The organism is Helicobacter ganmani (genome assembly GCF_003364315.1).
Classification (GTDB): domain Bacteria; phylum Campylobacterota; class Campylobacteria; order Campylobacterales; family Helicobacteraceae; genus Helicobacter_D; species Helicobacter_D ganmani.
Genome location: NZ_NXLS01000002.1, coordinates 227,549 through 252,866, shown reverse-complemented (window position 1 = coordinate 252,866; position 25,318 = coordinate 227,549). Strand labels below are relative to the sequence as shown.

Genomic DNA, 25,318 nt, shown 5'->3' with positions numbered 1-25,318 from the left:
GGAGTATGTATGAATGTAGAATCTCAAATTAGCACTGCTTTAGAAGAGATTAAACGCGGTACGCAGGAGATTATCGGACTAGAAACCATTGAAGATTTAGTAAGTGCATACTTTAAAGAAGGCAAAACTTTTACAATTAAAGCAGGTTTTGACCCGACTGCACCTGATTTGCATTTGGGGCATACCGTTCTTTTGCAAAAACTTGCTACTTTTCAAAAATATGGTGCAAAAGTTTATTTTTTGATTGGTGATTTTACAGGAATGATTGGCGACCCAAGCGGCAAGAGTGAGACAAGGAAGCCATTAAGCAAAGAGCAAGTGTTGGCAAATGCAAAGACTTATGAGGAACAAGTAATAAAAGTCTTGGACGCAGACAAAATGGAAATTGTCTTTAATTCCGTATGGCTTGATAAACTCGGCACACGCGGTATGATTGAGCTTGCTGCAAAATTTTCGGTGGCTAGAATGTTGGAGAGAGATGATTTTGAAAAACGATTCAAAGCACAGAATCCTATTAGTATTGTAGAGTTTTTTTATCCGCTTTTGCAGGGTTATGATTCTGTGGCACTGAATTGTGATATTGAGTTTGGTGGCACAGACCAAAAGTTTAATTTGCTTATGGGCAGACATTTGCAACGCGCTTATGGATTAAACAAGGGACAATCTGTTGTTATGGTGCCGTTGCTTGAGGGATTAGATGGCGTGCATAAGATGAGCAAGAGTCTAGGGAATTATGTCGGAATCACACAAGAACCAAAGGAAATGTTTGGGAGGCTTTTGAGCATTTCAGATTCTTTAATGTGGAGATATTATGAACTATTAAGCACAAAAACACTTCAAGAGATAGAATTGCTAAAAGAGGGAGTAGCAAAGGGTAGTTTGCACCCAAAAGCAGTCAAAGAGGATTTGGCAGTAGAGATTATCACGCGTTATTATGATAAGGGTTGTGCTTTGAATGCAAAAGAGGAATTTGCAAAAGTTTTTGTAAAAGAGGAATTACCAAGTGAGATGCCAGAGTTTAAAAAACCTTGCGGCATTTGGATTGCGCAGCTCTTGAGCGAGTGCAATCTTTGCACATCTAATTCTGAAGCGTTGCGCCTTATCAAACAGGGAGGAGTGAAGCTGAATAGTCAGAAAGTTGAGGATTCTAAGATAAATTTAAATCAAGGTGAATATATTTTGCAAGTTGGCAAGCGTAAATTTGCTAAAATTATAATTCAATAAACTTCAAAAAAGGAAAGATATGCTACACACACTCAAAGCACTTAAAATTGGAAAATACACCATTCCTTTACCTATTATTCAAGGGGGAATGGGAGTTGGAATCAGTTGGGATAATCTCGCGGGTAATGTATCTAAATGTGGTGCGCTTGGCATTATTTCGTGTGTGGGAACAGGCTATTACAAAAGAAGTGCATTTGTGCAAAAAACGATTAAGCATAGACCTTTTGATACTATGAATTTTTATTCCAAAGAATCTCTCATGGAGATTTTTAAGAATGCGCGAAAAATTTGTGGCGAAAATCCTTTGGGTGCAAATATTCTTTATGCAATCAATGAATATGGGAGAGTGGTGCGTGATGCTTGCGAAGCGGGGGCAAATATGATTATTACAGGAGCGGGATTGCCTACAAATATGCCAGAATTTACGAGTAACTTTCCTAATGTTGCTTTGATTCCTATTGTTTCTTCCGCCAAAGCTTTAAAGATTTTGTGTAAGCGGTGGGAGGGACGTTATAAACGCATTCCTGATGCAGTGATTGTGGAAGGACCATTGAGCGGAGGACATCAAGGCGTGAGTTATGAGGATTGTTTTAAGCCCGAACATCAACTAGAGGCTGTCGTGCCTGAAGTCATTGAAGAAAGTAAGAAATGGGGGGATATTCCAATTGTTGCTGCAGGAGGAATCTGGGATAGAAAAGATATTGACAAAATGCTAGATTTGGGAGCAAGCGGAGTGCAAATGGGAACACGATTCTTGGGAGCTAAGGAGTGTGATGCTACATACTATAATGAACTTATGTTAAGAGTTAAAAAAGAAGACATTGAATTGATAAAATCTCCTGTGGGTTATCCTGCACGCGCTGTGATTACAGGTATTGTTAAAGGGTTACGTGAAGGGCGTCCTCCTAAAATTGCTTGTGTGAGTAATTGTGTAAGCCCTTGTCATAGGGGAGAAGAAGCAAAAAAGGTGGGATATTGTATTGCAGATGGTTTAGGAGATGGCTATCTAGGAGACCCCATTAATGGCTTGTATTTCACAGGTTCAAATGGTTATCGGATTGAGAAAATCCAAAACGTGCAAGAAATTTTAGATGAATTAAGCCGATGATTAGATTTTTTCTCCTATTTTGTTTATTTTGTAGTGGATTATTAGCAGAAGTTAAAATTCTTTCGGTGCAACAACTGCAAAATGGCATTGTTTTAAATTTTAATCAAATAATTAAACCAACAGATTTTAAAAATTTTCTTTTGCAAAGTCAAGAAAAATTACGTTATGTTTATGATATAGAATCCCAATTACAAGGGAGTGCAAGAGTTTTTGAGTTTCAAGGCGATGTGCGAGTGAAAGTGGCTCAAAACTCTCAAGAAAAAGTGCGTTTAGTTATTACAAGTTCGGAACAATTAAAGATTGAATTGAAAATTAATAAAAAACAAGCAACCTTTACGATTCCTAATGCTAAATTGGCGCAAAGCAATTTTTCCATTGCCTCACTTTTTGAGCCTCAAATCCCTGCCAATCAATCCAAAGAAATACAAAAAAAACAAACTCCTGTAAAGACAGAATCGTCAAAGTCAAGCCCCAAAAAACAGGAAAAAACAACCCCTAAGACAGCCCATACAACAAAAAGTTATTCCAATAAAATAAACAAAACCATTGTGATTGACCCAGGACACGGAGGTAAAGATTGTGGAGCAATGGGCGTAGATAGAGTGTGTGAGAAAAAAATTGTGTTGAATATCGGTAAATATTTGCGTGATGAGTTGAAAAAACGCGGTTATAAAACTTATATGACGCGCGATAAAGATGTATTTATTGGGTTGCGGCAGCGCACAAATTTTGCCAACAATAAAAATGCCGATTTGTTTATTTCAATCCACGCTAATGCAATTTCGGAGAATAAGGCAAAATTTGAGGGAGTTGAAAGTTATTTTTTATCCACTGCTAGGAGTGAGCGTGCTAAAAAAGTTGCTGCATTAGAAAATAAAGACGATACAGAGGGAATGAATTATTTTTCTAAGCAGTCTTTTTTAAATACCTTAAATACGCAACGCATTGTGGCTTCTAATCGTCTAGCTATTGATATTCAGTATGGTATGTTGCAGTCTTTGCGCCCTAAGTACGCAACCCTAGATGGTGGTGTGCGTGAGGGACCCTTTTGGGTGCTTGTGGGGGCGATTATGCCTTCTGTTTTGCTTGAAGTAGGCTATATTACACACCCCAAAGAAGGTAAAAGACTGAATCAAACCGCTTTTCAAAAAACGATTGCCAAAGGCATTGCTGATGGCGTAGATGGCTATTTTCAAAAAAATCCCTAAAGGTTAATAATGGCAAAAATTACGATTCCTCATTTAGTATTTTCTTCTTTATATTTTGTTCTAGCGCTTTTTACGATTTTGATGTTAGTTTTAACAAGTTTTACTCCAGATTTTAAACATATGTTTCGGCTTACAACACAACCTTTTGGCGTATATTTTAGCATTAGTGCGATTCTGCTTGCTTGTGGTGTAATAGTGAGCCTTTTTAATATTGTGCGTATTTATTCTAGTCATTTACCGAAGTTATATAGTTTGATGATTGGTTGTGCATTGTGTGTGTTTGCATTTTTGCTTTATTATGAACTTTTTGTAATGCGTAGAACATATTTTGAGCCTTTTTCTTTTGAAGATTCTTTAAGATTAACTCAAGAAAATGTTTTTTCTAAAACGATTTATCAAATGTTTGTAGATTATATCTGTTATATATTTTTTGTGATTTTTCCAGCAATTTTTTATATTTTTAATTTTTCTTTTAATAAAAGCACAAATTTTGGCAAACTCTTGCAGCTCATACAACCAAGTTTTAATGTAATGCTAGGCGTTTTGTTTGGATTCTCTATTTCACCTTTTTTTAAAAGTGGAATCTTGGGTTATTTTGATTTAATGTTATTATGTGTGGGAATTGGATTGGTGTTATATTTGTGCATTAAAAGAAATATTGATTCTTATGAAATATTTAATTTATTTTTGCTCCTTATTATATGTATAGTGATTATGATTTCTTCTTATAGTTTTGTAGATAGCGAATCTTATTTTGAAGTGCGTAAAGCGTTTTATGCCTTAGTATTGTTTGGTTGGTGTAGTGCGTGGATGATGAAGCTCACGATTCGGCGTTCAGTTTGATTGAAAGTTTTTATGTAATTTTTTGATAAAGGATATTTGATGAACAAACCTTATTTGAAGCAGTTTCCAGATGAGTTTGGGTTCTTTGGAAAGTTTGGTGGCAGTTTTGTGCCAGATTCTATTAAAAGCGCAATGGAAGAAATCAATACAGCTTATAATCTCATTGCGCAAAATAGTGATTTTATTGCGGAATTAAGAAAGATTCGGGAGACTTTTCAAGGGCGTCCAACGCCGATTTATTTCGCGCATAATTTAACTAAGAAATATGGCGGAGCTGGGATTTATCTAAAGCGTGAGGATTTAAATCACACAGGAGCGCACAAGCTCAATCATTGTATGGGTGAGGCACTTTTGGCAAAATTTATGGGTAAAAAGAAGCTAATTGCCGAGACAGGAGCAGGGCAGCATGGTGTTGCAATCGCAACTGCAGCCGCTTATTTTGGATTGGAATGTGAAATCCATATGGGAGAGGTGGATATTGCTAAAGAACACCCTAATGTCGTGCGCATGAAAGTCTTAGGCGCGAAAGTGATTCCTGTTACTTTTGGAGCTAAGACGCTTAAGGAAGCTGTGGATTCCGCCTTTGAATCCTATTTGAAAGACCCCAAAAATACAATGTATGCAATCGGCTCTGTCGTAGGTCCGCACCCCTTTCCAAAAATGGTGCGAGATTTTCAAGCCATTGTGGGCGTGGAATCGCGGGAGCAGTTTTTAGAAATGACAGGAGAATTGCCTGATATTGTGTGCGCCTGTGTAGGAGGTGGGAGCAATGCTATGGGAATTTTTAGCGGATTTATTGAAGATGCCGTAGAGCTTGTAGGGGTTGAGCCTTTGGGCAAGGGAAATGCGTTAGGGCAGCACGCTGCGTCTTTGAGCTATGGGAGTGAGGGAGTGATGCACGGGTTTAATTCCATAATGCTAAAGGATTCTAAGGGTGAGGCTGCGCCTGTGTATAGTGTGGCAAGCGGATTGGATTATCCAAGCGTGGGACCAGAACACGCCTATTTGCATAGCATTGGGCGCACAAAAGTCGCAACGATTAGCGACAAAGAGGCAATCGAAGCGTTTTTTGTATTGAGTAAAAATGAGGGAATTATTCCCGCAATTGAATCTAGCCACGCATTGGCTTATGCTCTCAAAGTTGCTCCGAATTTAAAGGGACAAAAAATACTCGTCAATCTAAGCGGTCGTGGAGATAAAGACATAGATTTCGTTGTAGAAAATTTCGGCTATGGGGAGTGAGGTGGAATCGCTTTTTGCGATTCCATTACAGATTTACGCTTTGTGGGAGAGTGCTTAGTGAGCTACAAATGCATTGTAGATTTATAGTTATTCCTTAGCCTAAATATGGGATAACTTTATATTCTATATTATTTTCCACAATAAATTTCTTTACTCCATAATTCATATTTTTACAACTCGTTACAAACACTCGGCGCATATTCTTTTTAGCAAAAATCTTTTGATTTTGCTTTAAATATGCAGTGCAATCGCCTAAAAATTTCCTTAAATGTCCTTGTTTTACTTGCGAATGCTCCCAATTTTTGCATTGAATTAAAAGTGCCTCTTTACCTCTGTAAGCAATTAAATCAATGCCTTCATCGTACAATCCCTCATTAATACCTTTAAAATATACCTTATAGCCCTTCTTTTGATAATATTTGCCGATCTGCAATTCGTATTTATCCCCTTTTTGTTTATTTCGTGATTTGCTAGAAATTTTGTGAGTTTTGTATTTTACTTGAGTGTCGCTAGAATATTCGGAATCCTTAACAATATAATCTTGATATTGGTTAAGATTTGTATGTTTGTTTTCATTTTTGCCACTATCTTGAATATTTTTAGCATTATTTAAACTGGCTTCAATTTCGTTCAAACCAGCTTCTAATGCATCATTGGTATTTTCCCAAGCTTGATTAATATCTTTAAAGATATTAGACGTGCTTTTAAATGCAATTTGAAAAAGACTTTTATGTTCTTTGGTTGGATTGTCAGCATTTTCCTTACGTTCGCTATCAATATCATTTAAAAACCGAATCAAAAATACACAAAATACAATAAATAAAAATGTATCCCAACATAAAAAGCCCTATGGTTGATTTTACTCAATTAAATTACTTGAGCCATATTTAAGGCTCATTTTGCTTTGACATTCTTATCTAACACATTCGTGCTACTGTAAGTTTCTAGTGTAATATGCAATCTTGTGGCTTCAAAATCTTCTTGGCTCGTATTTAGAAGTACGACGAATGGCGACACAAAATCATTATACCTATTTTTTGTACTACAAACCTTTTTTATCTATCTTTTATGTTAGTTTAGAGTTATTCCCTAGTTGTTATTGTTTTTTATAATCTTGCATAATGTCTGCAAATTCTTTATGTATAATGATTTTATTAACCAACTCTTTGACGCCTTTATTCAAAGTTGCAGCCATATTGGTGCAAGCTGTGAAAGCTAAAAAAGCAGATGGATAATTCGTTTTGGATTGGATATTGAAAGTTTTTGAAGTATTTTCTTGCGAAATTGTTACATCAAATTCCCAATAAGCGTTTGCCAATGCACTGCTACCATAGATATTATTAAGGTTGCCAATAATAACAATATTAGAATTTTTATCATATAGCCCAGCTATTTTAAGTTCTTCTATAAGAGCTTTTCTGATGTACTCTGAAAATGGCTCTCCGCTTGGTGTAGAAATCGTTTCAGCTAACCTGCATAAAATATGACTTTCTCCTGCGTTGTTTGCACTAAAATTTCCCACTGCAACCTTGGTGCTATATTTTTTTAATTCTATCACATTGTCTGCCGATGAATGATATTCTTGTGTTTTGATTCCACAGCCTGTAAAAAAGAATATAAGTAAATTGACCAAACAAAAACTAAATGAAACTTTCATCTTTCCTCCTTTTTGACTTATTATGATAAGGTGATTTAGTTGCCACTAGAGCCTGAAGAGATTAAAGAAATTTATAAACAAATCGGCGCAAATGTTGCAAAAATAAGGAAGAAAAATCATTATTCCCAGCTCAAACTTTCTTTAGCCATAGGACACAATTCCGTAAGTCTTGTTTCTTTTGCTGAAATTGGGTTAAAAGGAGCGCATTTTAATATTGAACATCTTTTGCAAATTGCTAAAGTTTTAGAAGTGGATATTTGTGAGTTTTTTGATGGAATTTCGTTTCATGAATCAAAGAGCGAAAATAAATAAATATTTAATTAAGCAAAAATCTTGCAAGGAATAAGATTATAGAATCATAAATATGTTAGAATTGTAGATTGCCGCGATTCCTTGTGGAATCTCGCAATAACGAAAACTTAGTGAATCTCTTACAAGGGCGCAAGTGGAATCTTTAAAAAGCGCACACATAAGAATCTAAGAGATTCTATTCTTTTTGCGCATTTTCTTTTAATGTAGTAGCAAAGTCTAAGAGATTCTTGCTCCAAGGGATTTGCAAAGGGGAAAAGAATCCAAGTTGCGCACCGCTTTCTTTGGCAATAAATTCTGCGGCTTTGGTGGAAAATTCCGGTTGGGCAAAAATGATTTTAAGATTATTGTTTTTAATCGTTTCTATGACGCTTATCATTTCTTGCATTTTTGGACTTTTTCCCTCAATCTCAATCGCAATTTCCTCTAAGTGATAATCTCTAGCAAAATACCCAAGCATAGGGTGAAAAACAACAAATTTCTGATGTTCTTTTAAGGTGTTTAAGATTTGCCTTAATTGCATATCGGTTTGATTGATTTCAGCAAGGAGGGCTTGATAAGCCTTTGAATAATCTGTCTTTGGGTCTAATTCTTTTAAAGCCTCGTAAATATTCTGTGCAATTTGTTTAGCGTTTTGCGTAGAGAGCCAAATGTGTGTGTCCCCCTCATTGTGAGAATGTCCCTTGTGTTTTTCGTGTGAATGTGCAAAGTTAATTTTTGTGATTCCTGAACTATTATCATAGATTTTCATCGCCTTGTTTTGTGCTTTGAATCGCTTTAGCCAAATAGCTTCAAACTCCATTCCAAGACCAAAATAAGCTAAAGCAGAATTTACTTTTTTGACATCTGAAAACTTCGGCTCAAAGTCGTGGGGATTGATTCCAGATTCTATTAAGGCAAATACTTCGTATTGTTCCCCTGCCATTTTCTGCACAAATTCTTGTTGCATAGGAATGCTTACTGCAATGATTTGTCGTGCTTCTTGCGCAAAAATGATTTGACTTATCCATAACAAAGCCAAGAATAACTTTTTCATTGTCTTTCCTTTTAGTAATTATTAAATTTTTTTGAGATATTATTATACCTTATTTTAAATTTTAAAATGCGTTCATAGCTCAATTGGATAGAGCATCAGACTTCGGATCTGAGGGTTGGGGGTTCGACTCCCTCTGAGCGTACCACATAGAACTTTCTTAACATTTATCAATCAAACAAATTTAAAAGGCTAAAAATGGATTTAAGTGCATTAAAAGCAGAGATTAAAGAGGGATTAAAGACTTTAGAAAATTTAGATAATATTGTTACGATTTTTGGAGGAGCGCGTGTGAGTTGCGAGAGTAAAGCTTATCAATCCATTATGAAGTTAGCGCAGAAACTTGGCGCAAAGGGTTATTCTATTATGACAGGGGGCGGTCCTGGGATTATGGAAGCGGCGAATCGCGGGCTGATACAATACAAAAAAACTCAAAGTTTGATGTCCCCTAGCGCAAGCTTGAAAAATCATTCGGTTGTGTCTATTGGTTTGAATATCCAACTTCCTCACGAACAGCAAATGAATCCTTATGTGGAAGTGCCGCTGAAATTTCAAAATTTTTTCAGCCGAAAGATCGTTTTTAATTATAATTCTACTGCATTCATTGTGGCAGTCGGAGGGTTTGGCACTTTAGATGAATTAAGCGAAGTTTTGGTGCTAATTGCGACAGGTAAGCACAAGAGAATCCCGATTATTTTGTATGGCAAAGATTATTGGAGGGGATTTATGCAATGGCTTAAATGCACAATGTTAAAGGAGGGCGTTATTTCAAAAAAGGAATTAGAACTAATCCAAATTGCAAACAAACCCAAAAAGGTTTTAAAGATTTTAAAAAAATATCAAAATTGATGATGAATCCTGCTAAAACACAGGATTGCCTATACCATACATCATAAAAAGCACCATAAAAGCGGCGAAAATCCCAAGTAGCAAAGGAACAAACTTTGACATATTTTTCCTTAAAGAGTGAAAATGAAAAATTTAGCATACAATAAAAGACCTAAAAGTTTCCAAGATTTCGTAGGACAATCGCATCTTTTTGGAGGAAATGCTCCTTTAATGCGCCTTATTTTGAGCGGTAAGATTCCACACAGCTTTTTCTTTGGACCTCCCGGAAGTGGCAAAACGAGTGCTGCGATTCTCATTGCTAGAGCAATAGACTCTCCTTTTTATTCTCTAAATGCGACAAACTTCAAGTCAGAGGATTTGCGTGCAATTTTGAAAAATTATCAAAATGCCTTGCAAAAGCCATTGATTTTTATTGATGAAGTGCATCGTTTAAACAAAACCCAACAAGAAATGCTTTTGCCCATTATGGAAAATTATCAAGCGTTAATTTTGGGAGCTTCCACAGAAAATCCCTATTTTGCACTTACTCAAGCGATTCGCTCACGTTCAATGGTTTTTGAATTTTATCCCCTAGAGAAAAAGGATTTAGAGGAGATTTTAAAACCTTACGCATTAAGCACAGAGATTCAAGATTTTTTAATTCAAACAAGTGGTGGCGATGCAAGGGCAATGCTGAATCTGTTGGATTGCGCTTTAAGCACGGATTTGCCCTTAAATGTGGAGTTATTAGAAACTTTCCGCAAAACAAATTTAAGTGGAACGAGTGAGTTAGATACGCATTATAATCTGATTTCTGCGATGATTAAAAGCATTCGCGGAAGTGATGAGAATGCGGCGATTTATTATCTTGCACGTTTGATTGCGGGGGGTGAGAATCCGGAGTTTATTGCGCGCCGTCTTGTGATTTTGGCGAGTGAGGACATCGGAAATGCGAATCCAAATGCGTTAAATTTAGCCAATTCTACCTTGCAAAGTGTTGCAAAGATTGGTTATCCAGAGGCAAGGATTCTTTTAGCACAATGTGTGATTTATCTTAGCAGTTCGCCCAAATCCAATAGTGCCTATTGTGCCATTGATAAGGCATTGCAATATGTAGAGCAGAATCCCAACGAGCCGATTCCGCAAAATATTGTGCAATTTAACAAAAACTATCTTTATCCTCACGATTTTGGTGGTTTTGTAGAACAAAAATATCTTCATAAGGATTTGAAGTTTGTAAAGTGGTTACCTAAGGGGTTTGAAAAGACTTTAAAGGAATGGCTAGATAAAATTAAGGGCAGAGAATGAGAATCGCAGATAGTTATGAATTGCTAGAGTATCTAAAGTCGCAGAATCTTTTGCCAGTGATTCCACAAGACTTTGTAGAGATTTCTTTAGCGGATTTGGAATCCTTAAAAGATTTATGGTGGTGGCCTAATGCGCTAAGTTTTGAAGTAATTGTTGGGGTGATTTTGGTACAAAATACGCGTTGGGAGCAAGTTTCTAGTGCGTTAGAAAAATTAAAAAACAAAGAAGTATTGAATCTAAACTCTTTGAGTGAGATGTCCTTGCCAACCTTACAGAATCTCATTCAAAATGTCGGATTATACCGCCAAAAAGCAGCAAGAATCCAGCAACTTTGTCAGAATATTTTAAAAGATTTTGGAGACTATGCAAGTTTTTGTGCGCAAGTTTCAAGGCAGTGGCTTTTGAGTCAAAAGGGCATTGGAGCCGAGAGTTGCGATGCGATTTTGTGCTATGGATTAGGAAAAGAAGTAATGGTTGCAGACAAATACACTTATAAGCTACTCCAAAGCTATGGTTATACTTTGGAGTCTTATGAGGATTTACAAATTTGGTTAAGCAGTGGAGTGTATGAAAATTATGACAAGGTTTGCACGCTTTATGGCTTTAAGATTCCGCTTAATCTGCTCTTTGCAAGATTCCATGGTAAAATTGTAGAATATTGTAAAATTCATAAAATCTAAAGGAAAAAATATGCAAAAATATAAGAATTTTGAACCCATAAAGGTATTTTTGGAAATTTGTGCGATTCCGCATTCAAGCTTCCAAACGCAAACATTAAAAGAATGGATTATTGAAAAAGCGCAGAAGTTTGGCGCAAAAGTACAATGCGATACAGCGGGCAATGTGCTATGCACAAAAGGCTTACCGAAGTTGTGCTTGCAAGGACATTATGATATGGTGTATGTTGGACAATCTGCACAATTTTTGGTAAAACCTAAGTTTATAGAGCGTGAGGGCAAAGCATTTTTGTGTGCGGAGGATTCTAGTTTGGGGGCAGATAATGGCGTGGCTTTGGCTTGTATGTTGCTTGCATTAAGGGATTGCCAAAATATAGAATGCCTCTTTACGATAGATGAGGAAGTAGGAATGATAGGAGCAAGGGAGATTACACTGCCTCTTTTAGCTCCGTATATGCTAAATTGTGATAGTGAGGAGATAGATGAGGTGGTATGCTCGTGTGCGGGTGGTTATGATTTGGAATGTAAAATGTCTTTTCCAAGTCTTGAAATCACAAAAGATTGTGAAGTTTTGGAGATTTGTACGCAAGGTTTTATTGGGGGACATAGTGGGATTGAAATCCACAAAGGAATCCCTAATGCGATTTTGGAATTAGCCAAAGTGGCACAATCTCTTATAGAATGTGGCGCACTAGCAATAGAGTTTTGTGGGGGAGAAAAGAGGAATTCTATTCCTGTGAATGCGACTTTATCTGTTGCGATTCCACAGGAGGGAACGGCGCAATGCAAAGAAATCCTAGAAAGAATCACACAAGGAGGTTTAGGGGATTGTGTGCAATTTAAAGTTACGAAAAAACCACTAGAAAAACAAAGAAAGACTTTTGATATTTGTAAGCTTTTGGAAGCTATTTTAGACTTACAAAATGGCGTCATAGTTGCTCAAAATACCGAGCCGATTCTTTCAAGTAATCTTGGTATTTTGCAACAAGACTTTCAGGGTGAAAAAGTGCAGATAGAATTTGTGGTAATGGGGAGAGGAAATCAAGAATCTTTAATGCAGGACAATATTGCCAAAGAGAAAATGAGATTAGAAGCATTGGGTTTTGAGGTTGAATTATTAGATTATTATGCGCCTTGGGAGAGAGAGGAAAGCGAGTTGTTGCAAAATGTCTTGCAAATTGCTCAAAAGCATAATCCTAACGCGCAACTAAAAAGTATCCACGCGGGGCTTGAATGTGGAATCTTAAAACAAAAATATCCCTCCATTTGTTTTGCCTCTATTGGTCCAAATATTTCTCACCCGCATTCTGTGCGTGAAGAGCTTGACTTGGAAAGTTTTGTATGCTTTGATAAAATTTTGCAAGATGTACTTAAAAGATTTGGCGCATTTTAACAAAAACCTAGAGAGATTCTGCTAAAATTGCTCAAAATTTAGATTTAGGAATCATAATGGCAAAACACAAATGGAATCTAAAATTTCTTGTTTATTTTGTGGGTTTTGGTTTTTTGCTAGCCCATTCTAGCTTATTTGCTGCCCCTTCTCTCGTGAATGGAATCGCATTTTTCGTCAATGATTATCCTGTTACTTTAATGGAAGTTTATAAAATACAGCAACGCGACAAAGTTTCGCAACAGATTGCGATAGACTTGCTTATTAATGACCGCTTGCATAAAGAGGAAATAGATAAAAGAAAAATTATTGTCAATGAGATAGAGATTCAAGATGAGATTGCACGAATCGCAAAGCAAAAAAAGGCAACATTGGAGCAAGTGAGAAATTATATTCAAGGGAATGGCGGAAATTGGGAGCATTACAAAGAGGAAATTAAACGCAATTTGCAAAAAAGAAAGCTTTATCAATCTATTACGCAAGAGGGTTTGAGAATGGTAGATGAAAAAGAGCTTGAAAATTATTATAATACGCACAAGCAAGAATTTTCTATCCCTCAAAGCATAGATGTCGTCAAATACTTCAGCAAAGAGGCAAAATCACTTGAAAAAGTTGTCCAAAGTAATGGTAAAGTCGTTTTGCCCAATGTGCAAAAGACAAATGAAGTATTGCAAACAATGGAGTTACATCCGCAAATCGTCAGTGCTTTTACACAAGGGGCAATCGGCAGATTCACTCCGATTTTTCCTGTTTCTGATGAATTTGTTGTGTTTTTGATTAAGGCAAAAAATAATCCTGCGCTTTTGCCTTATGATAATGTGCGCAATGTAGTTTTGCAAAAAATAATGGAACAAAAAGAGGATTATTTGATTTATGAATATTTTGAAAAGTTGCGTTCTAACGCAAAGGTAAATATTGTACGTTTAAATTAAGGAGTAAGTATGCGTAAAATGCAAGAAATTTTGAAATGGGGTTTGTTTGGTATGGCGATGAGTGCGGCGGCTTTTACCTTTGTAAGTTGTAGTTCTAGTGTTGTTACTCCCAATGACCTAAAGTTTGCTCCCTGCTATCATCAAGGAACAAAGACGGCTAAGAATTGTGAGGAAGTGGATTTTGTAACGCTTTTGGAATCCAAAAAAGAATGGAAAATCCATTCATATCATTTCAAAGGCAAAACCATTATTTTAGAAAAAAATGTAGAGAATCTCCCGATTTTGCAGTTCTCCAAAAATCAAATCTATGGCACTTTTGGATGTAATCAATTTTTTGGAAGTTATTTGATTCAAGAGCAATCTTTCCACCTAGACAATGTCGGAATGACGCGTAAAATGTGCGAACCCAATACGATGACACACGAAGACATTTTGGTGCAAAACTTTCTTAATGCTTCTACAAAGATTCTTGTAGTAGAAGAAAGCAAGGGAATGAGTAAAATTTTCTTTATAGGAAAAGATTTTTATTTGGTATTGAACTAAACATATAAGTTTAAAGATATTTTTACCAAAATTACAATAGGCTTTTGAGATTTAACGAATAAAGGAAAAATATGTGGGTTACAAAATCCTATAACGATAAATTTCAACAAGAATATAAAATAGAACGCAAATTGCACGAAGTCAAAGGTGAAAGGCATACATTGGAGCTTTTTACCTCCAAAGCATTTGGTGAGATTGCCTTGCTAGAAGAAGGAATGTTGCTTCAAAAAATGCTTTGTGTGCAAAGTGAGTTTTTGGCACATCTCTTGGCTTGTTCGCACAGAGCACCCAAGCGTGTATTGATTGCGGGAAGTTTCAACTTAGAAATTGCTTTTGAATTTTTGCGTCATCAAGATTTATGCGTAGATTTTTTGCAATTTGATTTAAAGGTTTTAGAATCGCTTGTTAGCTTTTTTCCGCATTATAAAGAAGTAATGGAATCCCCGCGCTTTACTTTGATTCCACAGCAAAGTAAAGAATTTTTAAGGCAAAATACACAAGAAAATCGGGTAAGTTATGATATTGTCCTGCTTTTGGATTCTGCACAGCAAGCGCAGGATTATCAGCCTTTGCTAGAAGAAAAAGGAATTTTAATGATAAAATCACCACAGATTCTTTTAGAAACCTTAGAAGTCAAGCGTTTATTGGAATCTTTGGGAGATTTTGGGGTGAAAATGCCTTGTTTCGCGCCTTTGTCTCTTTTACAAGATTGTTATATTTTTGCCTCTAAAATCTATCACCCCACAGCGGATATTCAGTTGCAACGCGCAGATATGTTAGAGGGATTGCAATATTATCACGCAAATTTACATTTGAGTGCATTTGTGTTACCAAAATCCGTTAAAAACATGCTTTTTGGAGTAGCGAAAAATTGAAGCTTAGATATGCTATTGCATTAAGCGGTGGAATCGCAAGTGGCAAAAGCACAGTGGCTTCGCTGCTAAAGCTTTATGGGTATCATATTATTTGTGCAGATGAGATTGCACATACGATATTGGATTCTAGCGCAAAAGAAGTGATTGCGCTTTTTGGTGATGAAATCTTAAGTGCAGATTGTAGTGATTGCGCATTGAGGATTGATAGGCAAAAATTAGGAAAGATTGTGTTTGCAGACAAAGTTGCTAGGGGCAAGTTGGAATCCATTTTGCACCCAAAAATCCGAAAAGAGATTCTACAACAAGCGCAAAAGCAAGAAAGTAAAAAGGTTTTATATTTTATTGATATTCCTTTATTTTTTGAGACAAAACATTATCCAATTCAGCAATCTCTGCTGATTTACACAACAAAGGATTTACAGATTGAACGTCTTAAGAAACGCAATCACCTAAGTGAGCAAGATGCGCTTTGTCGTATAGAATCGCAAATGCCATTAGAAGATAAATGCGCAATGGCTAGTTATGTGATTGACAATTCAGGAAGCTTAGAGGAATTGCAAAGTGCGGTGGAAACTTATTTGCACTCTCTACAAAAGCTTAAAATTTAATTTAAGCTTTGTTTGCTATAATTACGCCTTTTAGTAAAAGTGTAGGGGTGTTAGCTCAGCTGGGAGAGCGCAACGCTGGCAGCGTTGAGGTCAGGAGTTCGAACCTCCTACACTCCACCATATATGCGTCCGTAGCTCAGCTGGATAGAGCAACAGGTTGCGGTCCTGTAGGTCGGGGATTCGAATTCCTCCGGGCGTACCATTCTCCCTCTTCCTTAAATTCTCATAAATTTTGATGGATTAATATAACTTTATGGAATCTTAATTTTATTCTCTATAAAATAAATCATTGTTTAGCTTGTTAGTCTAGTGTGGATTAGAAACTTATTCTATCATTTGAGCGTATTTAAGGAATGAAATGTTTTTGCAATTCAAACAAACCACAATAAATCTTATTTTACTTAAAGGCTATTCCTGCGGGGGGGGGGGGCTTTTAGTAGAAAAATTAACATCTCTAAATTTAAAAAATCCGCTTTTATTCCTCTCTTCATTTGGCAAATTTTTTCTCATTATTCTATCATATCAGATTCTTTTAGGTAAGCAATTCTTTTGCAATCTTCACTTTAGAATTATTGATAAACACTAAAGAAGGGTAATATTGATGTTGAATAAATTGGAAATAGAATCGTTAAGGCAGTATTATGAGGCGCAGATTGGGCATTTGCGTCAAAGAGCAGTTTGTATTGATACAATGACAATGGATATAGAATCTTTCCATATTGCTATCAAGGAATTGCAAGATAGAAACTTTGCCAATCAATCTAAAGAAAAAAGTTTTGAAATCATTTCTCACATTCATATGCAAACCTTAATGAATCTTGAAATTCGTTTAAAGAATTTGTTGCAAGATTGCAATGGTGTTGAGTTTGCCAAGACCAAAAATGCGCACAAAAGCAAGAGTGTCAAAAAAGATTCCAAACATTCTTATGAATTTTTGGCTGTTTTGCACTCTAAAACACAAGAGTTAAAAGAGAGTTTAACATTTGCCCAAACGGATTTGGAGGATATTTTAAATGTTTCAAGGTTGATGCAAAAAAATGGCGAATTAATCAGTTTGATGACTTTAAAATTGAGTAAGAAAGTAATGAGCCCTGCAATGACCAATGGAGTTTTGCAAGATATTTCTATCAAAGCGCGTCAAGTTATAAAAACATTGGACGGAATTGGTGAGGGATTGCAAAGCGCAACAGAATGTATTTGCCAAAAATATGAGCAATTACAAATGCAATTAAGAGAGATTATAGCGCCTTTGGAATGGGACAAAGCAGAAAGGTTGCAAAATTAGACAATGCGTTATTGCGAGATTCTATATTATGGAATCGTGGCAATCCGTAGCTTTGAGATTGCAAAAAACAATGGAATCTCAAAGGTTGAAACCTCTTTTGTCTTATAGAATTTTGAAGTTTTTTTAAAGCAGTTCAGGATTTTTTATTATTTTTAAGGTTTTTTTGAGTTAAAATATCGCATTAAATTTTGTGTAATATGCCATTACGCAGAATTTTTACAAAACAAATTGTCTTACAGGCATTTAAATACCAAGCAAGCCCTATGCTTGGAATCATTCATATAAAAGAGAAAAAATGAAAAATTATCTTAAAATACTTTCTCAATTATTTTTAGGCGTCCTTTGTGGTGTTGTCTTATTAACAGGTTGTTCTAAAGAAAATAAAGGCGGAGAACAACAGCAAAATATGGCACTTCCTGTTAATACGCATAATGTTAAAAGACAAGATGTGCCGATTAACTTTGAATATCCTGCAAAGCTAACAAGTTTGCAGAGTGTAGGAATCTATGCACGTGTAGAGGGAGTTTTGTTGGAGCAATATTTTGTTGAGGGTGCATTGGTTAAAAAGGGCGATAAGCTCTTTAAAATTGAACCTGACAAATATCAAGCAGCTGTCAATATGGCACGAGCAGCTTTTAAAGCTGCACAACGTGATTGGATTAGAGCACAAAAGCTTTTCAAAAATAAAGCACTTAGCCCAAAAGAATATGATTCTGCACAATCTACTTATGAAAATACGCGTGCGAACTTGGACGCGGCAATGATTGATTTGGGTTACACTGATGTAATGGCAACTGCAAGTGGTAAAATCAGTATGAAGCGTTACGACATCGGTGATTTGGTGGGTAAAGTAGGAGCAGATAATTTGCTCACAACCATTACGCAATTAGACCCAATCCACGCAGAATTTTCTATCCCTAGCAATGATTATTATTTCTTGCGCACTTTGGATTATGAAAATGTCAAGGTGATTTATCTGCTTTCTGATGGCACACCTTTTGATAATCTTGGTAAATTAGACTTTATTGATAGCGTTTTAGAACCAAGTACGGCAACAATTAAAGCGCGTGCTATTGTAGAGAATCCAGAGCATTTGTTGGTGCCCGGAGAATTTTCGCGCATTCGTTTAGATGGAATCATCGCAAAAGATTGCATTGCGATTCCACAAGTAGCACTAATGCAAGACGCCAAAGGAAGCTTTGTCTTTAAAGTTGTGGAGGGGAAAGCCCAGCCAACACCTGTGGTGTTAGGTTATAATATCGGTAACGATGTGATAATCAAAAGTGGTTTGAATGACGGAGATATAATTGTTACAAGTCAGTTGATTAAATTGCGCCCGGGTGCTCCAGTAACTCCGCTCAATCAGGCACAGACCAATCAAGCTCCAAACAATCAGGCTAAGCCTTAAGCAAAGGATTCTTTAATGTTTTCTAAATTTTTTATTGAACGTCCTGTTTTGGCAATGGTGATGTCCATTATCATTGTCATTGCTGGGGCTTTGTCGGCTTTTTCTTTGGCAGTGGAGGAATATCCTCAAGTAACTCCACCAGAAGTCGCAGTATCTGCTACTTATCCCGGCGCAAGTGCGGAAGTTATTTCTAATACCGTTGCAAGTGTATTGGAGAATAGTATCAACGGGGTAGAAAATATGATTTATATGCAAAGTTCTTCCACTTCTAGTGGTTCTTTAAGCATTAATGTGTATTTTACCAATGAAACAGACCCAGACCAAGCGACCATCAATGTAAATAATCGTGTGCAAGCTGTGTTAAGTCAATTACCACAAGAAGTCCAAAGGTATGGCGTAACAGTTAATAAGCAGTCTTCTACGATTTTGGCGGTTTATTCATTATTTTCTGATATGCCCAATCAAGATGCAACTTATATTGCAAACTATGCCGCAATTAATATTTTAGATGAGTTAAAACGTGTGCCGGGCGTTGGTGATGCAACACTCTTTAGCAGACAAGAATACTCTATGCGTATTTGGCTTTCTCCTGATAAATTGACCAAATACAACCTTACTCCCTCCGAAGTAATTGCTCTAGTTCAAGAGCAAAATTCGCAGTTTGCCGCAGGATTCTTTGGACAAGAACCCGTGCGAAAGGATTTAGAATTTACTTATAGTGTAACAACAAAAGGACGTTTTAGTGATGCAAAAGAGTTTGAGGAAATTTTGATTAAGACAAACGAAGATGGTTCTGCTCTGCGTCTTAAGGATATTGCACGGATTGAATTGGGGGCGGAGGATTATAGTGTGAATGCTTACTATAATCAAAAAGAGGCAGTTGCCTTTGGTGTTTTTTTGCAACCCGGAGCCAATGCGTTAGATGTCGCCGATGGTGTGGCTGCAAAGCTAGAGGAGCTTTCAAAAGATTTCCCTGATGGTTTGCAGTATGCGATTCCTTATGATACAACACAATTTGTGAAAATATCTATCGGTGAGGTGATTAAAACTTTTGTTGAAGCAATTATTCTTGTTGTGATTGTTATTTACTTCTTTTTACAAAACTTTAGGGCGACGATTATTCCTGTTATTGCAGTGCCAGTGTCTATTATTGGCTCATTTGCGGGAATGTATTTGCTCGGATTTTCTATCAATCTATTGACACTTTTTGGGCTTATCTTGGCGATTGGAATCGTCGTAGATGATGCGATTATTGTTATAGAAAATGTAGAGCGACTTATTCACGCAGAAAAACTCCCCGTAAAAGAAGCCACGATTAAGGCAATGGAGGAGATTCAAAGCCCGGTTATCGCAATTGTATTGGTGCTCTCTGCGGTGTTTATTCCTGTTGCGTTTATTGGAGGATTTAGTGGAGAGATTTACAAGCAGTTTGCGGTAACTATTGTTATTTCAGTTGTTATTTCAGGATTTGTTGCTTTGACGCTTACGCCTGCACTTTGTGTGTCAATCCTTAAAACAAAAGAACCAAAGCCTTTTTATATTGTTAAGAAATTCAACACTTTCTTTGATTGGCTTACACATAAATTTACTGAAAAAGTCGCGCATACGATTCGACGTGGAAGTTTGTATGTGATTCTTTTTGTGGGGTTATTGGCAATTACAGCAGGACTTTTTACGCGTGTGCCAAGTGGGCTTGTGCCATCAGAAGATAAGGGTGTTTTGCTTATTTCTATGCAGCTTCCACCAGCAACTGCTCTTAGCAAAACAACACAAATGGCAGATTTTGTGGCAGAATCAGTAATGAATAATCCAAACTCCTATTCTATTATGACACTCGCAGGTTATGATATGCTCTCAAGTGCAGTAAGAAGTCATGGTGGTACAGCGTTTATTATGTTAAAAGATTGGAAAGAAAGAAAGAGTGCAGGGCAGCATTCTCAAGCTTTAGCGGGCTCTCTAACAGGACAGCTTATGAAATATCCTAGCGCAATTATTTTCGCACTCAATCCTCCACCGATTATGGGACTTAGCTTGACAGATGGATTTGAAATGTATATACAAGACCGCACAGGAGCTCCTGTGCAAGAGTTGCAAAAAAACACGCAGCTTGTTTTAGAGGCTGCACAAAAGCGTCCAGAACTCACAGGACTACGAACAACCTTGAGCGTAAATGTGCCGCAATATCACATAGATTTGGATAGAGAAAAAGCAAAAGCAATGGGGGTGAATGTGGTTGATGCCTTTACGACACTTCAAGCAACTTTTGGGGCATATTATGTCAATGATTTTAATCTCTTTGGGCGCACTTACAAGGTGAATGTGCAATCTGAAAGTCCTTTTAGAGAAAAGCCAGAGGATTTGCGTAATGTCTTTGTGCGCTCTAATAGTGGCGAACTTGTGCCGATTAGCGCGCTTGTAAAATATGAACGCGTGATTGGTCCAGATATTTTGGAGCGATTTAATCTCTTCCCGGCAGCACAAATTTCAGGAGATGCAAAACCGGGCTATTCTTCAGGGGACGCACTTTTGGCGATTGAAGAAGTCGCTAATGAAGTTTTGCCAGAGGGTTATACGATTGCATTTTCGGGAAGTTCTTATCAAGAAAAAGCAAGCAGTGGGACAGGAGCGGTTGCTTTTATCTTTGGACTTGTTTTTGTTTTCTTGATTCTAGCGGCACAATATGAGCGGTGGCTTATGCCTCTTGCAGTTGTTACTGCTGTGCCTTTTGCGGTGTTTGGTGCGATTTTAGCAACTTGGCTTAGAGGATTAAACAATGATATTTATTTCCAAGTCGGGTTGATTACCTTGATTGCACTAGCAGCAAAAAATGCGATTTTGATTATTGAGTTTGCAATGCAGGCGCGAGAACACGAGGGTAAGGATATTTATGATTCTGCGGTGGAAGCAGCAAGATTGCGATTCCGCCCGATTGTAATGACTTCGCTTGCATTTACAATCGGTGTTTTTCCTCTCGCAATTAGCACAGGTGCAGGGGCAGCTAGTCGCCACGCAATCGGAACAGGTGTCATTGGTGGAATGCTTGCAGCAACTTTTATTGCTACTTTCTTTATTCCGCTTTTTTATACTTATTTTGCAAGATTTAGCGAATTTATCGCGTCTTTTAGGAGCAAACATGTTTAAGATTTTTAAAATTTGTTTTCCTCTTGCGATATTGGCTATTTTAGGAAGTGGTTGTTCTCTTTCTCCAAAATATGCGCAACCACAAACAAACTTGCCGGATTCTCAAGAGGCAATACAATCTGCGCAAGAAATAGCAATTTCGCAAAAATGGTGGGAAGAGTTTGGAGATGAGACTTTAAATCGTTTTGTGGAGGAAGCATTGCAGAATAATTATGATTTACTTGTTGCAATGCAAAGAGTAGAGCAGGCGCGTAGTCAATGGAGCTATGCGAGAAGCGACCGCTATCCTAATATCCAAGCACAGGGCGGGGCAACAAAGAATCGCAAAAATCTAGCGCAAAATCAGCCAGACAATTATAACAATTTCTCTTTAAGTGCGGTTTTGAGCTTCGAGCTTGATTTGTGGGGACGCGCAAGAGATGCGGACAGAAGAGCTTTGGCGCAGTTGTTTGCAGTGAAGGCAAATCGGGATATGGTGCGCTTAAGCCTTGTTTCAAATGTTGCAGAAAGTTATTTTGGAATCCTAACACTAAATAATCAAGTGCAGATTTCTAAAAATACCTTAAAAAGTCGCGAGGAAAATTACGAATATCGCAAGAAAGAGTTTGATGTAGGTAAAATTTCTGAAATTGATATGCAACAAGCGAAATCCGAAATGGCAAGTGTGCGTGCGCAGTTGCAGAGCCTTTTAATGGAGCAAAATGCTGCACAAAGTGCATTTTTGATTTTGCTTGGACGCGACGGAGCGGGAGTTTTTGCTAATGAGATTCCAACACAACCACAAGATTTGCCTAATTCTCCTATGATTGAGGCAGGTTTGCCCTCTAGTATTTTAGAGAAGCGACCAGACATTGAAGCGGCAGAACAGAATCTCAAAGCTGCAAATTTTAATATTGGAATCGCAAGAAGTGCATATTTTCCAACGATTTCTTTAACGGGGCTTTTTGGTTATGTAAGCCCGCAATTAAATGAGCTTGTGAATACTTCTAATTCTACATGGAATTTCGGAGGAAACTTTGTTGGAAATTTGATTGATTTTGGACGCACAAGCTCTAATGTAGATTTGGCTAAATCTCAATATGAAGAGATGATTCTAAACTATGGACAGACTTTGCGCACTGCCTTTGGTGAAGTCCGAGAAAGCTTGTTTAATTATCAAATGACAGGAGAGAAGTTGAGCAGTTTAGATGAGCAGGTTTTAGCACTTAAGCGCACATTGGAGCTCGCGAATTTACGCTATGGTGAAGGTTACACGAATTACCTTGAAGTGCTTAGTACACAAAGTTCTCTCTTTAGTGCGGAGTTAAGCCAGCAAAGTGCGAAATTAGAAACTCTAAGTGCAGCAATTAGTCTTTATAAAGCCTTTGGCGGTGGTTGGGATAAAGAAAAATATCAAGAGGAATAATGCTTGAATGGTGCAATAAAACAAGCTTTTGCGATTCCATTGAATATTCGCTTTTGACTTATATTACGGATTGCCTTGAAGTTGCACTAAGCAACTTCTCGCAAAGATGAAGCTTAACTCGTCCTTGCGTTTCACTCACTACATTCTTGAGAGGGCGAGGCTAGAAACAATCCATAATCTTGCAAAACTTAATTTTAAGCAAGATTTTGTTACACTCTGCATTTTAAAAATTAAGGCAATATTGGCTTTATTGCTATGGAGATTTAGAATGAATGAAGCAAAATCAATTTGGATGGACGGCAAATTAGTGCCTTGGAAAGAAGCGAATGTCCATATTCTCACACATACATTGCATTATGGTAATGGTGTATTTGAGGGCACAAGAGCGTATAAGACTGATAAAGGAATGGCGATTTTTCGCCTACAAGACCACGCAAAGAGGCTGATAAATTCTGCTAAGATTGTCGCGATTGTCCCAACCTACACACAAGAGGAAATCGCAAAGGCGCATATAGATGTGCTAAAGGACAATGCTTTCAATGGCAATGTATATTTGCGCGGAATCATTTATCTAGGCTATGGCGTAATGGGCGTGTATCATAAAAATGCGCCAGTGCAAACGAGTGTAGCAGCGTGGGAATGGGGTGCATATCTCGGCGATGAGGGATTAGAGAAAGGGATTCGCGTCAAAACTTCATCTATTGTTAGAAATTCTACAAAATCACTCTTTGGCAAGGCAAAGGCGGTGGGCAATTATCTAAACTCGCAAATGGCGAAATTTGAGGCTATTGAATGCGGTTATGAGGAGGCTTTATTGCTTGATGAGAATGGAATGGTAGCAGAAGGAAGTGGAGAGTGCTTTTTCATCGTGCGTAATGGGGTTTTAATCACTCCTCCAAGTGATAGTGTGCTAGAATCTATTACGCAGGATTCCATTATTACAATTGCACAAGATTTGGGAATCAAAGTAGAGCGCAGAAATATCACGCGTGATGAAGTTTATATCGCCGATGAGGCGTTTTTTGTCGGGACTGCGGCGGAAGTTACACCTATCTGCGAGTTAGACGCGCGTGTGATTGGTAGTGGGAGACGAGGTGAAATAACTCATAAACTCCAAAATGCGTTTTTTGATGTTGTCTATGGGAGAGATGAGAAATTCTCCCATTGGCTAACTTACATTTAAATAAAGGTTTGATATGCCCATTGATTTAAACGAACATTTAAGACAAAAAAACAGAAATTATAACGACTCAAATACTAGCAATAATTCTAACAATGACAAGGGTGGAGGCAATAGCGGAAACAACAAAAATCGTGGATTTCAAACCCCTAAAATGCCGAATTTTAGTATGCCAAATGGTAAAAAAATGGTAGGATTGTATCTACTAGTAATTCTTGTGATTTTACTCTTTTTGCTTAAGCCTTTTACAATCATCAATAGTGGTGAAGTGGGTGTAAAGATTACGACAGGTGAATTTGACCCGACTCCTTTGCAGCCGGGCATTCATTTTTATATTCCTGGCATTCAAAAAATTATTGCAGTAAATACAAAAGTTAGAATCGCAGAATTTACAAGTGTAGAAACTTCAAGTTATCGTAATCGTGATGAGGGAAGCCTAAGAAACCAAGCCATTAGTGTGTTGGATTCTAGGGGTTTGTCTGTGTCGGTGGAGCTTGCAGTGCAGTATCGGCTAGATCCTTTAAGTGTGCCGCAAACCATTGCAACTTGGGGTCAAAATTGGGAAGAGAGAATCATTACTCCCGTGATTCGTGAAATTGTGCGCAATGTCGTAGGAAGCTTCCCTGCGGAGGAATTACCGACTAAGCGGAATGAAATCGCAACTTTGATTGACCACAAATTCCGCGAAAACATTAATGGGCTTGAGAACCGTCCTGTGGAATTAGTTTCTATCCAATTAACCGAAATCGTCTTGCCTGTCGCAATTAAAGAACAAATTGAACGCGTGCAAGTTGCGCGACAAGAAGCCGAGCGTGCAAGATATGAGGTAGAGCGCGCAAAACAAGAGGCAGAGAAAAAAGCTGCACTCGCTAAAGGTGTTGCGGACGCGACTATCATTGAAGCCGATGCACAAGCCAAAGCGAATCGTTTGATTAGCCAAAGCCTTAATTCTCCGCTTTTGCAGTTGCGTCAGATTGAGGTGCAAGGAAAATTCAATGAGGCTTTACAAAATAATCGCGATGCAAAGATTTTCTTAACACCCGGTGGTGCAACACCAAATATTTGGTTAGATTCTAAAGATAATCAACGCGCAACTTCTGTGAGTAATTAAGGA

At 37.4% G+C, this 25,318-nt stretch carries 23 protein-coding genes and 3 tRNA genes; 23 read left to right on the top strand and 3 right to left on the bottom strand.

What is annotated here, in order from left to right:
- Positions 1–9 precede the first annotated feature (9 nt).
- The 5 genes from tyrS to trpB are packed head-to-tail and all read left to right on the top strand — an operon-like array spanning position 10 to position 5,625.
- Positions 10–1,224 carry a tyrosine--tRNA ligase gene (tyrS, locus tag CQA43_RS03310; protein WP_115551181.1) on the top strand — a complete coding sequence of 405 codons (1,215 nt, stop codon included), beginning with the start codon at positions 10–12 and terminating at the stop codon, positions 1,222–1,224.
- Between the two features lie 19 nt (positions 1,225–1,243).
- Entirely contained in the window at positions 1,244–2,332 is a 1,089-nt protein-coding gene (locus CQA43_RS03305; protein WP_115551180.1) for a nitronate monooxygenase, read from the top strand.
- Positions 2,329–3,540: an N-acetylmuramoyl-L-alanine amidase family protein gene (locus CQA43_RS03300; protein WP_115551179.1), complete on the top strand. Its 1,212-nt coding sequence runs from the start codon at positions 2,329–2,331 to the stop codon at positions 3,538–3,540. The genes CQA43_RS03305 and CQA43_RS03300 overlap by 4 nt, the downstream gene beginning before the upstream one ends.
- A gap of 9 nt (positions 3,541–3,549) precedes the next feature.
- The gene (locus CQA43_RS03295) at positions 3,550–4,383 is read left to right on the top strand and encodes a hypothetical protein (protein WP_115551178.1); all 834 of its coding nucleotides are present in this window, start codon (positions 3,550–3,552) and stop codon (positions 4,381–4,383) included.
- 39 nt (positions 4,384–4,422) lie between these two features.
- On the top strand, positions 4,423–5,625 hold the full coding sequence (gene trpB / locus CQA43_RS03290; protein ID WP_115551177.1) for a tryptophan synthase subunit beta: 1,203 nt from the start codon (positions 4,423–4,425) through the stop codon (positions 5,623–5,625).
- 94 nt (positions 5,626–5,719) lie between these two features.
- Here trpB and CQA43_RS09695 read toward each other — a convergent pair whose 3' ends face one another.
- On the bottom strand, positions 5,720–6,424 hold the full coding sequence (locus CQA43_RS09695) for a restriction endonuclease (protein ID WP_245944202.1): 705 nt from the start codon (positions 6,422–6,424) through the stop codon (positions 5,720–5,722).
- 297 nt (positions 6,425–6,721) lie between these two features.
- The gene (locus CQA43_RS03280; RefSeq protein WP_115551176.1) at positions 6,722–7,282 is read right to left on the bottom strand and encodes a hypothetical protein; all 561 of its coding nucleotides are present in this window, start codon (positions 7,280–7,282) and stop codon (positions 6,722–6,724) included.
- 39 nt (positions 7,283–7,321) lie between these two features.
- Between CQA43_RS03280 and CQA43_RS03275 the strand changes: the two genes are divergently transcribed.
- Positions 7,322–7,594 carry a helix-turn-helix domain-containing protein gene (locus tag CQA43_RS03275; RefSeq protein ID WP_115551175.1) on the top strand — a complete coding sequence of 91 codons (273 nt, stop codon included), beginning with the start codon at positions 7,322–7,324 and terminating at the stop codon, positions 7,592–7,594.
- Positions 7,595–7,769: 175 nt separating this feature from the next.
- On the opposite strand, the gene CQA43_RS03270 is transcribed toward CQA43_RS03275, so the two are convergent.
- The gene (locus CQA43_RS03270) at positions 7,770–8,627 is read right to left on the bottom strand and encodes a metal ABC transporter solute-binding protein, Zn/Mn family (RefSeq protein WP_115551174.1); all 858 of its coding nucleotides are present in this window, start codon (positions 8,625–8,627) and stop codon (positions 7,770–7,772) included.
- 68 nt (positions 8,628–8,695) lie between these two features.
- On the opposite strand from CQA43_RS03270, the gene CQA43_RS03265 reads away from it, so the two are divergent.
- The 17 genes from CQA43_RS03265 to CQA43_RS03180 all read left to right on the top strand — a co-directional run bounded on the left by CQA43_RS03265 (position 8,696) and on the right by CQA43_RS03180 (position 25,315).
- A tRNA-Arg gene (locus CQA43_RS03265) sits at positions 8,696–8,772 on the top strand.
- A 50-nt stretch (positions 8,773–8,822) separates the two neighbouring features.
- On the top strand, positions 8,823–9,473 hold the full coding sequence (locus CQA43_RS03260) for an LOG family protein (protein WP_115551173.1): 651 nt from the start codon (positions 8,823–8,825) through the stop codon (positions 9,471–9,473).
- Positions 9,474–9,596: 123 nt separating this feature from the next.
- Positions 9,597–10,760, top strand: a complete 1,164-nt coding sequence (locus tag CQA43_RS03255) for a replication-associated recombination protein A (RefSeq protein WP_115551172.1) — start codon at positions 9,597–9,599, stop codon at positions 10,758–10,760.
- A complete protein-coding gene (locus tag CQA43_RS03250; RefSeq protein WP_115551171.1) occupies positions 10,757–11,440 on the top strand; it encodes a 3-methyladenine DNA glycosylase in 684 nt (227 codons plus the stop codon). The genes CQA43_RS03255 and CQA43_RS03250 overlap by 4 nt, the downstream gene beginning before the upstream one ends.
- A 10-nt stretch (positions 11,441–11,450) precedes the next feature.
- Entirely contained in the window at positions 11,451–12,830 is a 1,380-nt protein-coding gene (locus CQA43_RS03245) for a M20/M25/M40 family metallo-hydrolase (protein WP_115551170.1), read from the top strand.
- 56 nt (positions 12,831–12,886) lie between these two features.
- Positions 12,887–13,759, top strand: a complete 873-nt coding sequence (locus tag CQA43_RS03240) for a peptidyl-prolyl cis-trans isomerase (protein WP_115551169.1) — start codon at positions 12,887–12,889, stop codon at positions 13,757–13,759.
- A gap of 9 nt (positions 13,760–13,768) precedes the next feature.
- Complete coding sequence (locus CQA43_RS03235; protein WP_115551168.1) at positions 13,769–14,302, top strand: META domain-containing protein; 534 nt, start codon at positions 13,769–13,771, stop codon at positions 14,300–14,302.
- A 71-nt stretch (positions 14,303–14,373) separates the two neighbouring features.
- Entirely contained in the window at positions 14,374–15,177 is an 804-nt protein-coding gene (locus CQA43_RS03230; protein WP_115551167.1) for a spermine/spermidine synthase domain-containing protein, read from the top strand.
- On the top strand, positions 15,174–15,785 hold the full coding sequence (gene coaE / locus CQA43_RS03225) for a dephospho-CoA kinase (RefSeq protein ID WP_115551166.1): 612 nt from the start codon (positions 15,174–15,176) through the stop codon (positions 15,783–15,785). Before CQA43_RS03230 ends, coaE begins: the two co-directional genes overlap by 4 nt.
- Before the next feature lie 44 nt (positions 15,786–15,829).
- Positions 15,830–15,905, top strand: a tRNA-Ala gene (locus CQA43_RS03220).
- A gap of 5 nt (positions 15,906–15,910) precedes the next feature.
- Positions 15,911–15,987 (top strand) — tRNA-Arg (locus tag CQA43_RS03215).
- A gap of 399 nt (positions 15,988–16,386) precedes the next feature.
- On the top strand, positions 16,387–17,070 hold the full coding sequence (locus CQA43_RS03205; RefSeq protein ID WP_115551164.1) for a hypothetical protein: 684 nt from the start codon (positions 16,387–16,389) through the stop codon (positions 17,068–17,070).
- A 295-nt stretch (positions 17,071–17,365) separates the two neighbouring features.
- Entirely contained in the window at positions 17,366–18,478 is a 1,113-nt protein-coding gene (locus CQA43_RS03200; protein WP_115551163.1) for an efflux RND transporter periplasmic adaptor subunit, read from the top strand.
- Positions 18,479–18,493: 15 nt separating this feature from the next.
- Positions 18,494–21,619 (top strand): efflux RND transporter permease subunit, encoded by a 3,126-nt coding sequence (locus CQA43_RS03195; RefSeq protein WP_115551162.1) that lies wholly within the window; start codon positions 18,494–18,496, stop codon positions 21,617–21,619.
- The gene (locus CQA43_RS03190; RefSeq protein ID WP_115551161.1) at positions 21,612–23,024 is read left to right on the top strand and encodes an efflux transporter outer membrane subunit; all 1,413 of its coding nucleotides are present in this window, start codon (positions 21,612–21,614) and stop codon (positions 23,022–23,024) included. Before CQA43_RS03195 ends, CQA43_RS03190 begins: the two co-directional genes overlap by 8 nt.
- Positions 23,025–23,292: 268 nt before the next feature.
- Positions 23,293–24,207 (top strand): branched-chain amino acid transaminase, encoded by a 915-nt coding sequence (locus CQA43_RS03185; protein WP_115551249.1) that lies wholly within the window; start codon positions 23,293–23,295, stop codon positions 24,205–24,207.
- 13 nt (positions 24,208–24,220) lie between these two features.
- Positions 24,221–25,315 carry an SPFH domain-containing protein gene (locus CQA43_RS03180; protein ID WP_115551160.1) on the top strand — a complete coding sequence of 365 codons (1,095 nt, stop codon included), beginning with the start codon at positions 24,221–24,223 and terminating at the stop codon, positions 25,313–25,315.
- Positions 25,316–25,318 lie beyond the last annotated feature (3 nt).

What these genes read in the sequence shown, in the direction of transcription:
- CQA43_RS03230 (WP_115551167.1), top strand. Translation starts at nt 14,374, where the DNA reads ATGTGGGTTACAAAATCCTATAACGATAAATTTCAACAAGAATATAAA.
- tyrS (WP_115551181.1), top strand. Translation starts at nt 10, where the DNA reads ATGAATGTAGAATCTCAAATTAGCACTGCTTTAGAAGAGATTAAACGC.
- CQA43_RS03305 (WP_115551180.1), top strand. Translation starts at nt 1,244, where the DNA reads ATGCTACACACACTCAAAGCACTTAAAATTGGAAAATACACCATTCCT.
- CQA43_RS03200 (WP_115551163.1), top strand. Translation starts at nt 17,366, where the DNA reads ATGAAAAATTATCTTAAAATACTTTCTCAATTATTTTTAGGCGTCCTT.
- CQA43_RS03260 (WP_115551173.1), top strand. Translation starts at nt 8,823, where the DNA reads ATGGATTTAAGTGCATTAAAAGCAGAGATTAAAGAGGGATTAAAGACT.
- CQA43_RS03295 (WP_115551178.1), top strand. Translation starts at nt 3,550, where the DNA reads ATGGCAAAAATTACGATTCCTCATTTAGTATTTTCTTCTTTATATTTT.
- CQA43_RS03235 (WP_115551168.1), top strand. Translation starts at nt 13,769, where the DNA reads ATGCGTAAAATGCAAGAAATTTTGAAATGGGGTTTGTTTGGTATGGCG.
- CQA43_RS03280 (WP_115551176.1), bottom strand. Translation starts at nt 7,282, where the DNA reads ATGAAAGTTTCATTTAGTTTTTGTTTGGTCAATTTACTTATATTCTTT.
- CQA43_RS03250 (WP_115551171.1), top strand. Translation starts at nt 10,757, where the DNA reads ATGAGAATCGCAGATAGTTATGAATTGCTAGAGTATCTAAAGTCGCAG.
- CQA43_RS03205 (WP_115551164.1), top strand. Translation starts at nt 16,387, where the DNA reads ATGTTGAATAAATTGGAAATAGAATCGTTAAGGCAGTATTATGAGGCG.
- CQA43_RS03255 (WP_115551172.1), top strand. Translation starts at nt 9,597, where the DNA reads ATGAAAAATTTAGCATACAATAAAAGACCTAAAAGTTTCCAAGATTTC.
- CQA43_RS03190 (WP_115551161.1), top strand. Translation starts at nt 21,612, where the DNA reads ATGTTTAAGATTTTTAAAATTTGTTTTCCTCTTGCGATATTGGCTATT.
- CQA43_RS03270 (WP_115551174.1), bottom strand. Translation starts at nt 8,627, where the DNA reads ATGAAAAAGTTATTCTTGGCTTTGTTATGGATAAGTCAAATCATTTTT.
- CQA43_RS03245 (WP_115551170.1), top strand. Translation starts at nt 11,451, where the DNA reads ATGCAAAAATATAAGAATTTTGAACCCATAAAGGTATTTTTGGAAATT.
- trpB (WP_115551177.1), top strand. Translation starts at nt 4,423, where the DNA reads ATGAACAAACCTTATTTGAAGCAGTTTCCAGATGAGTTTGGGTTCTTT.
- CQA43_RS03240 (WP_115551169.1), top strand. Translation starts at nt 12,887, where the DNA reads ATGGCAAAACACAAATGGAATCTAAAATTTCTTGTTTATTTTGTGGGT.
- CQA43_RS03180 (WP_115551160.1), top strand. Translation starts at nt 24,221, where the DNA reads ATGCCCATTGATTTAAACGAACATTTAAGACAAAAAAACAGAAATTAT.
- CQA43_RS03195 (WP_115551162.1), top strand. Translation starts at nt 18,494, where the DNA reads ATGTTTTCTAAATTTTTTATTGAACGTCCTGTTTTGGCAATGGTGATG.
- CQA43_RS03300 (WP_115551179.1), top strand. Translation starts at nt 2,329, where the DNA reads ATGATTAGATTTTTTCTCCTATTTTGTTTATTTTGTAGTGGATTATTA.
- CQA43_RS03185 (WP_115551249.1), top strand. Translation starts at nt 23,293, where the DNA reads ATGAATGAAGCAAAATCAATTTGGATGGACGGCAAATTAGTGCCTTGG.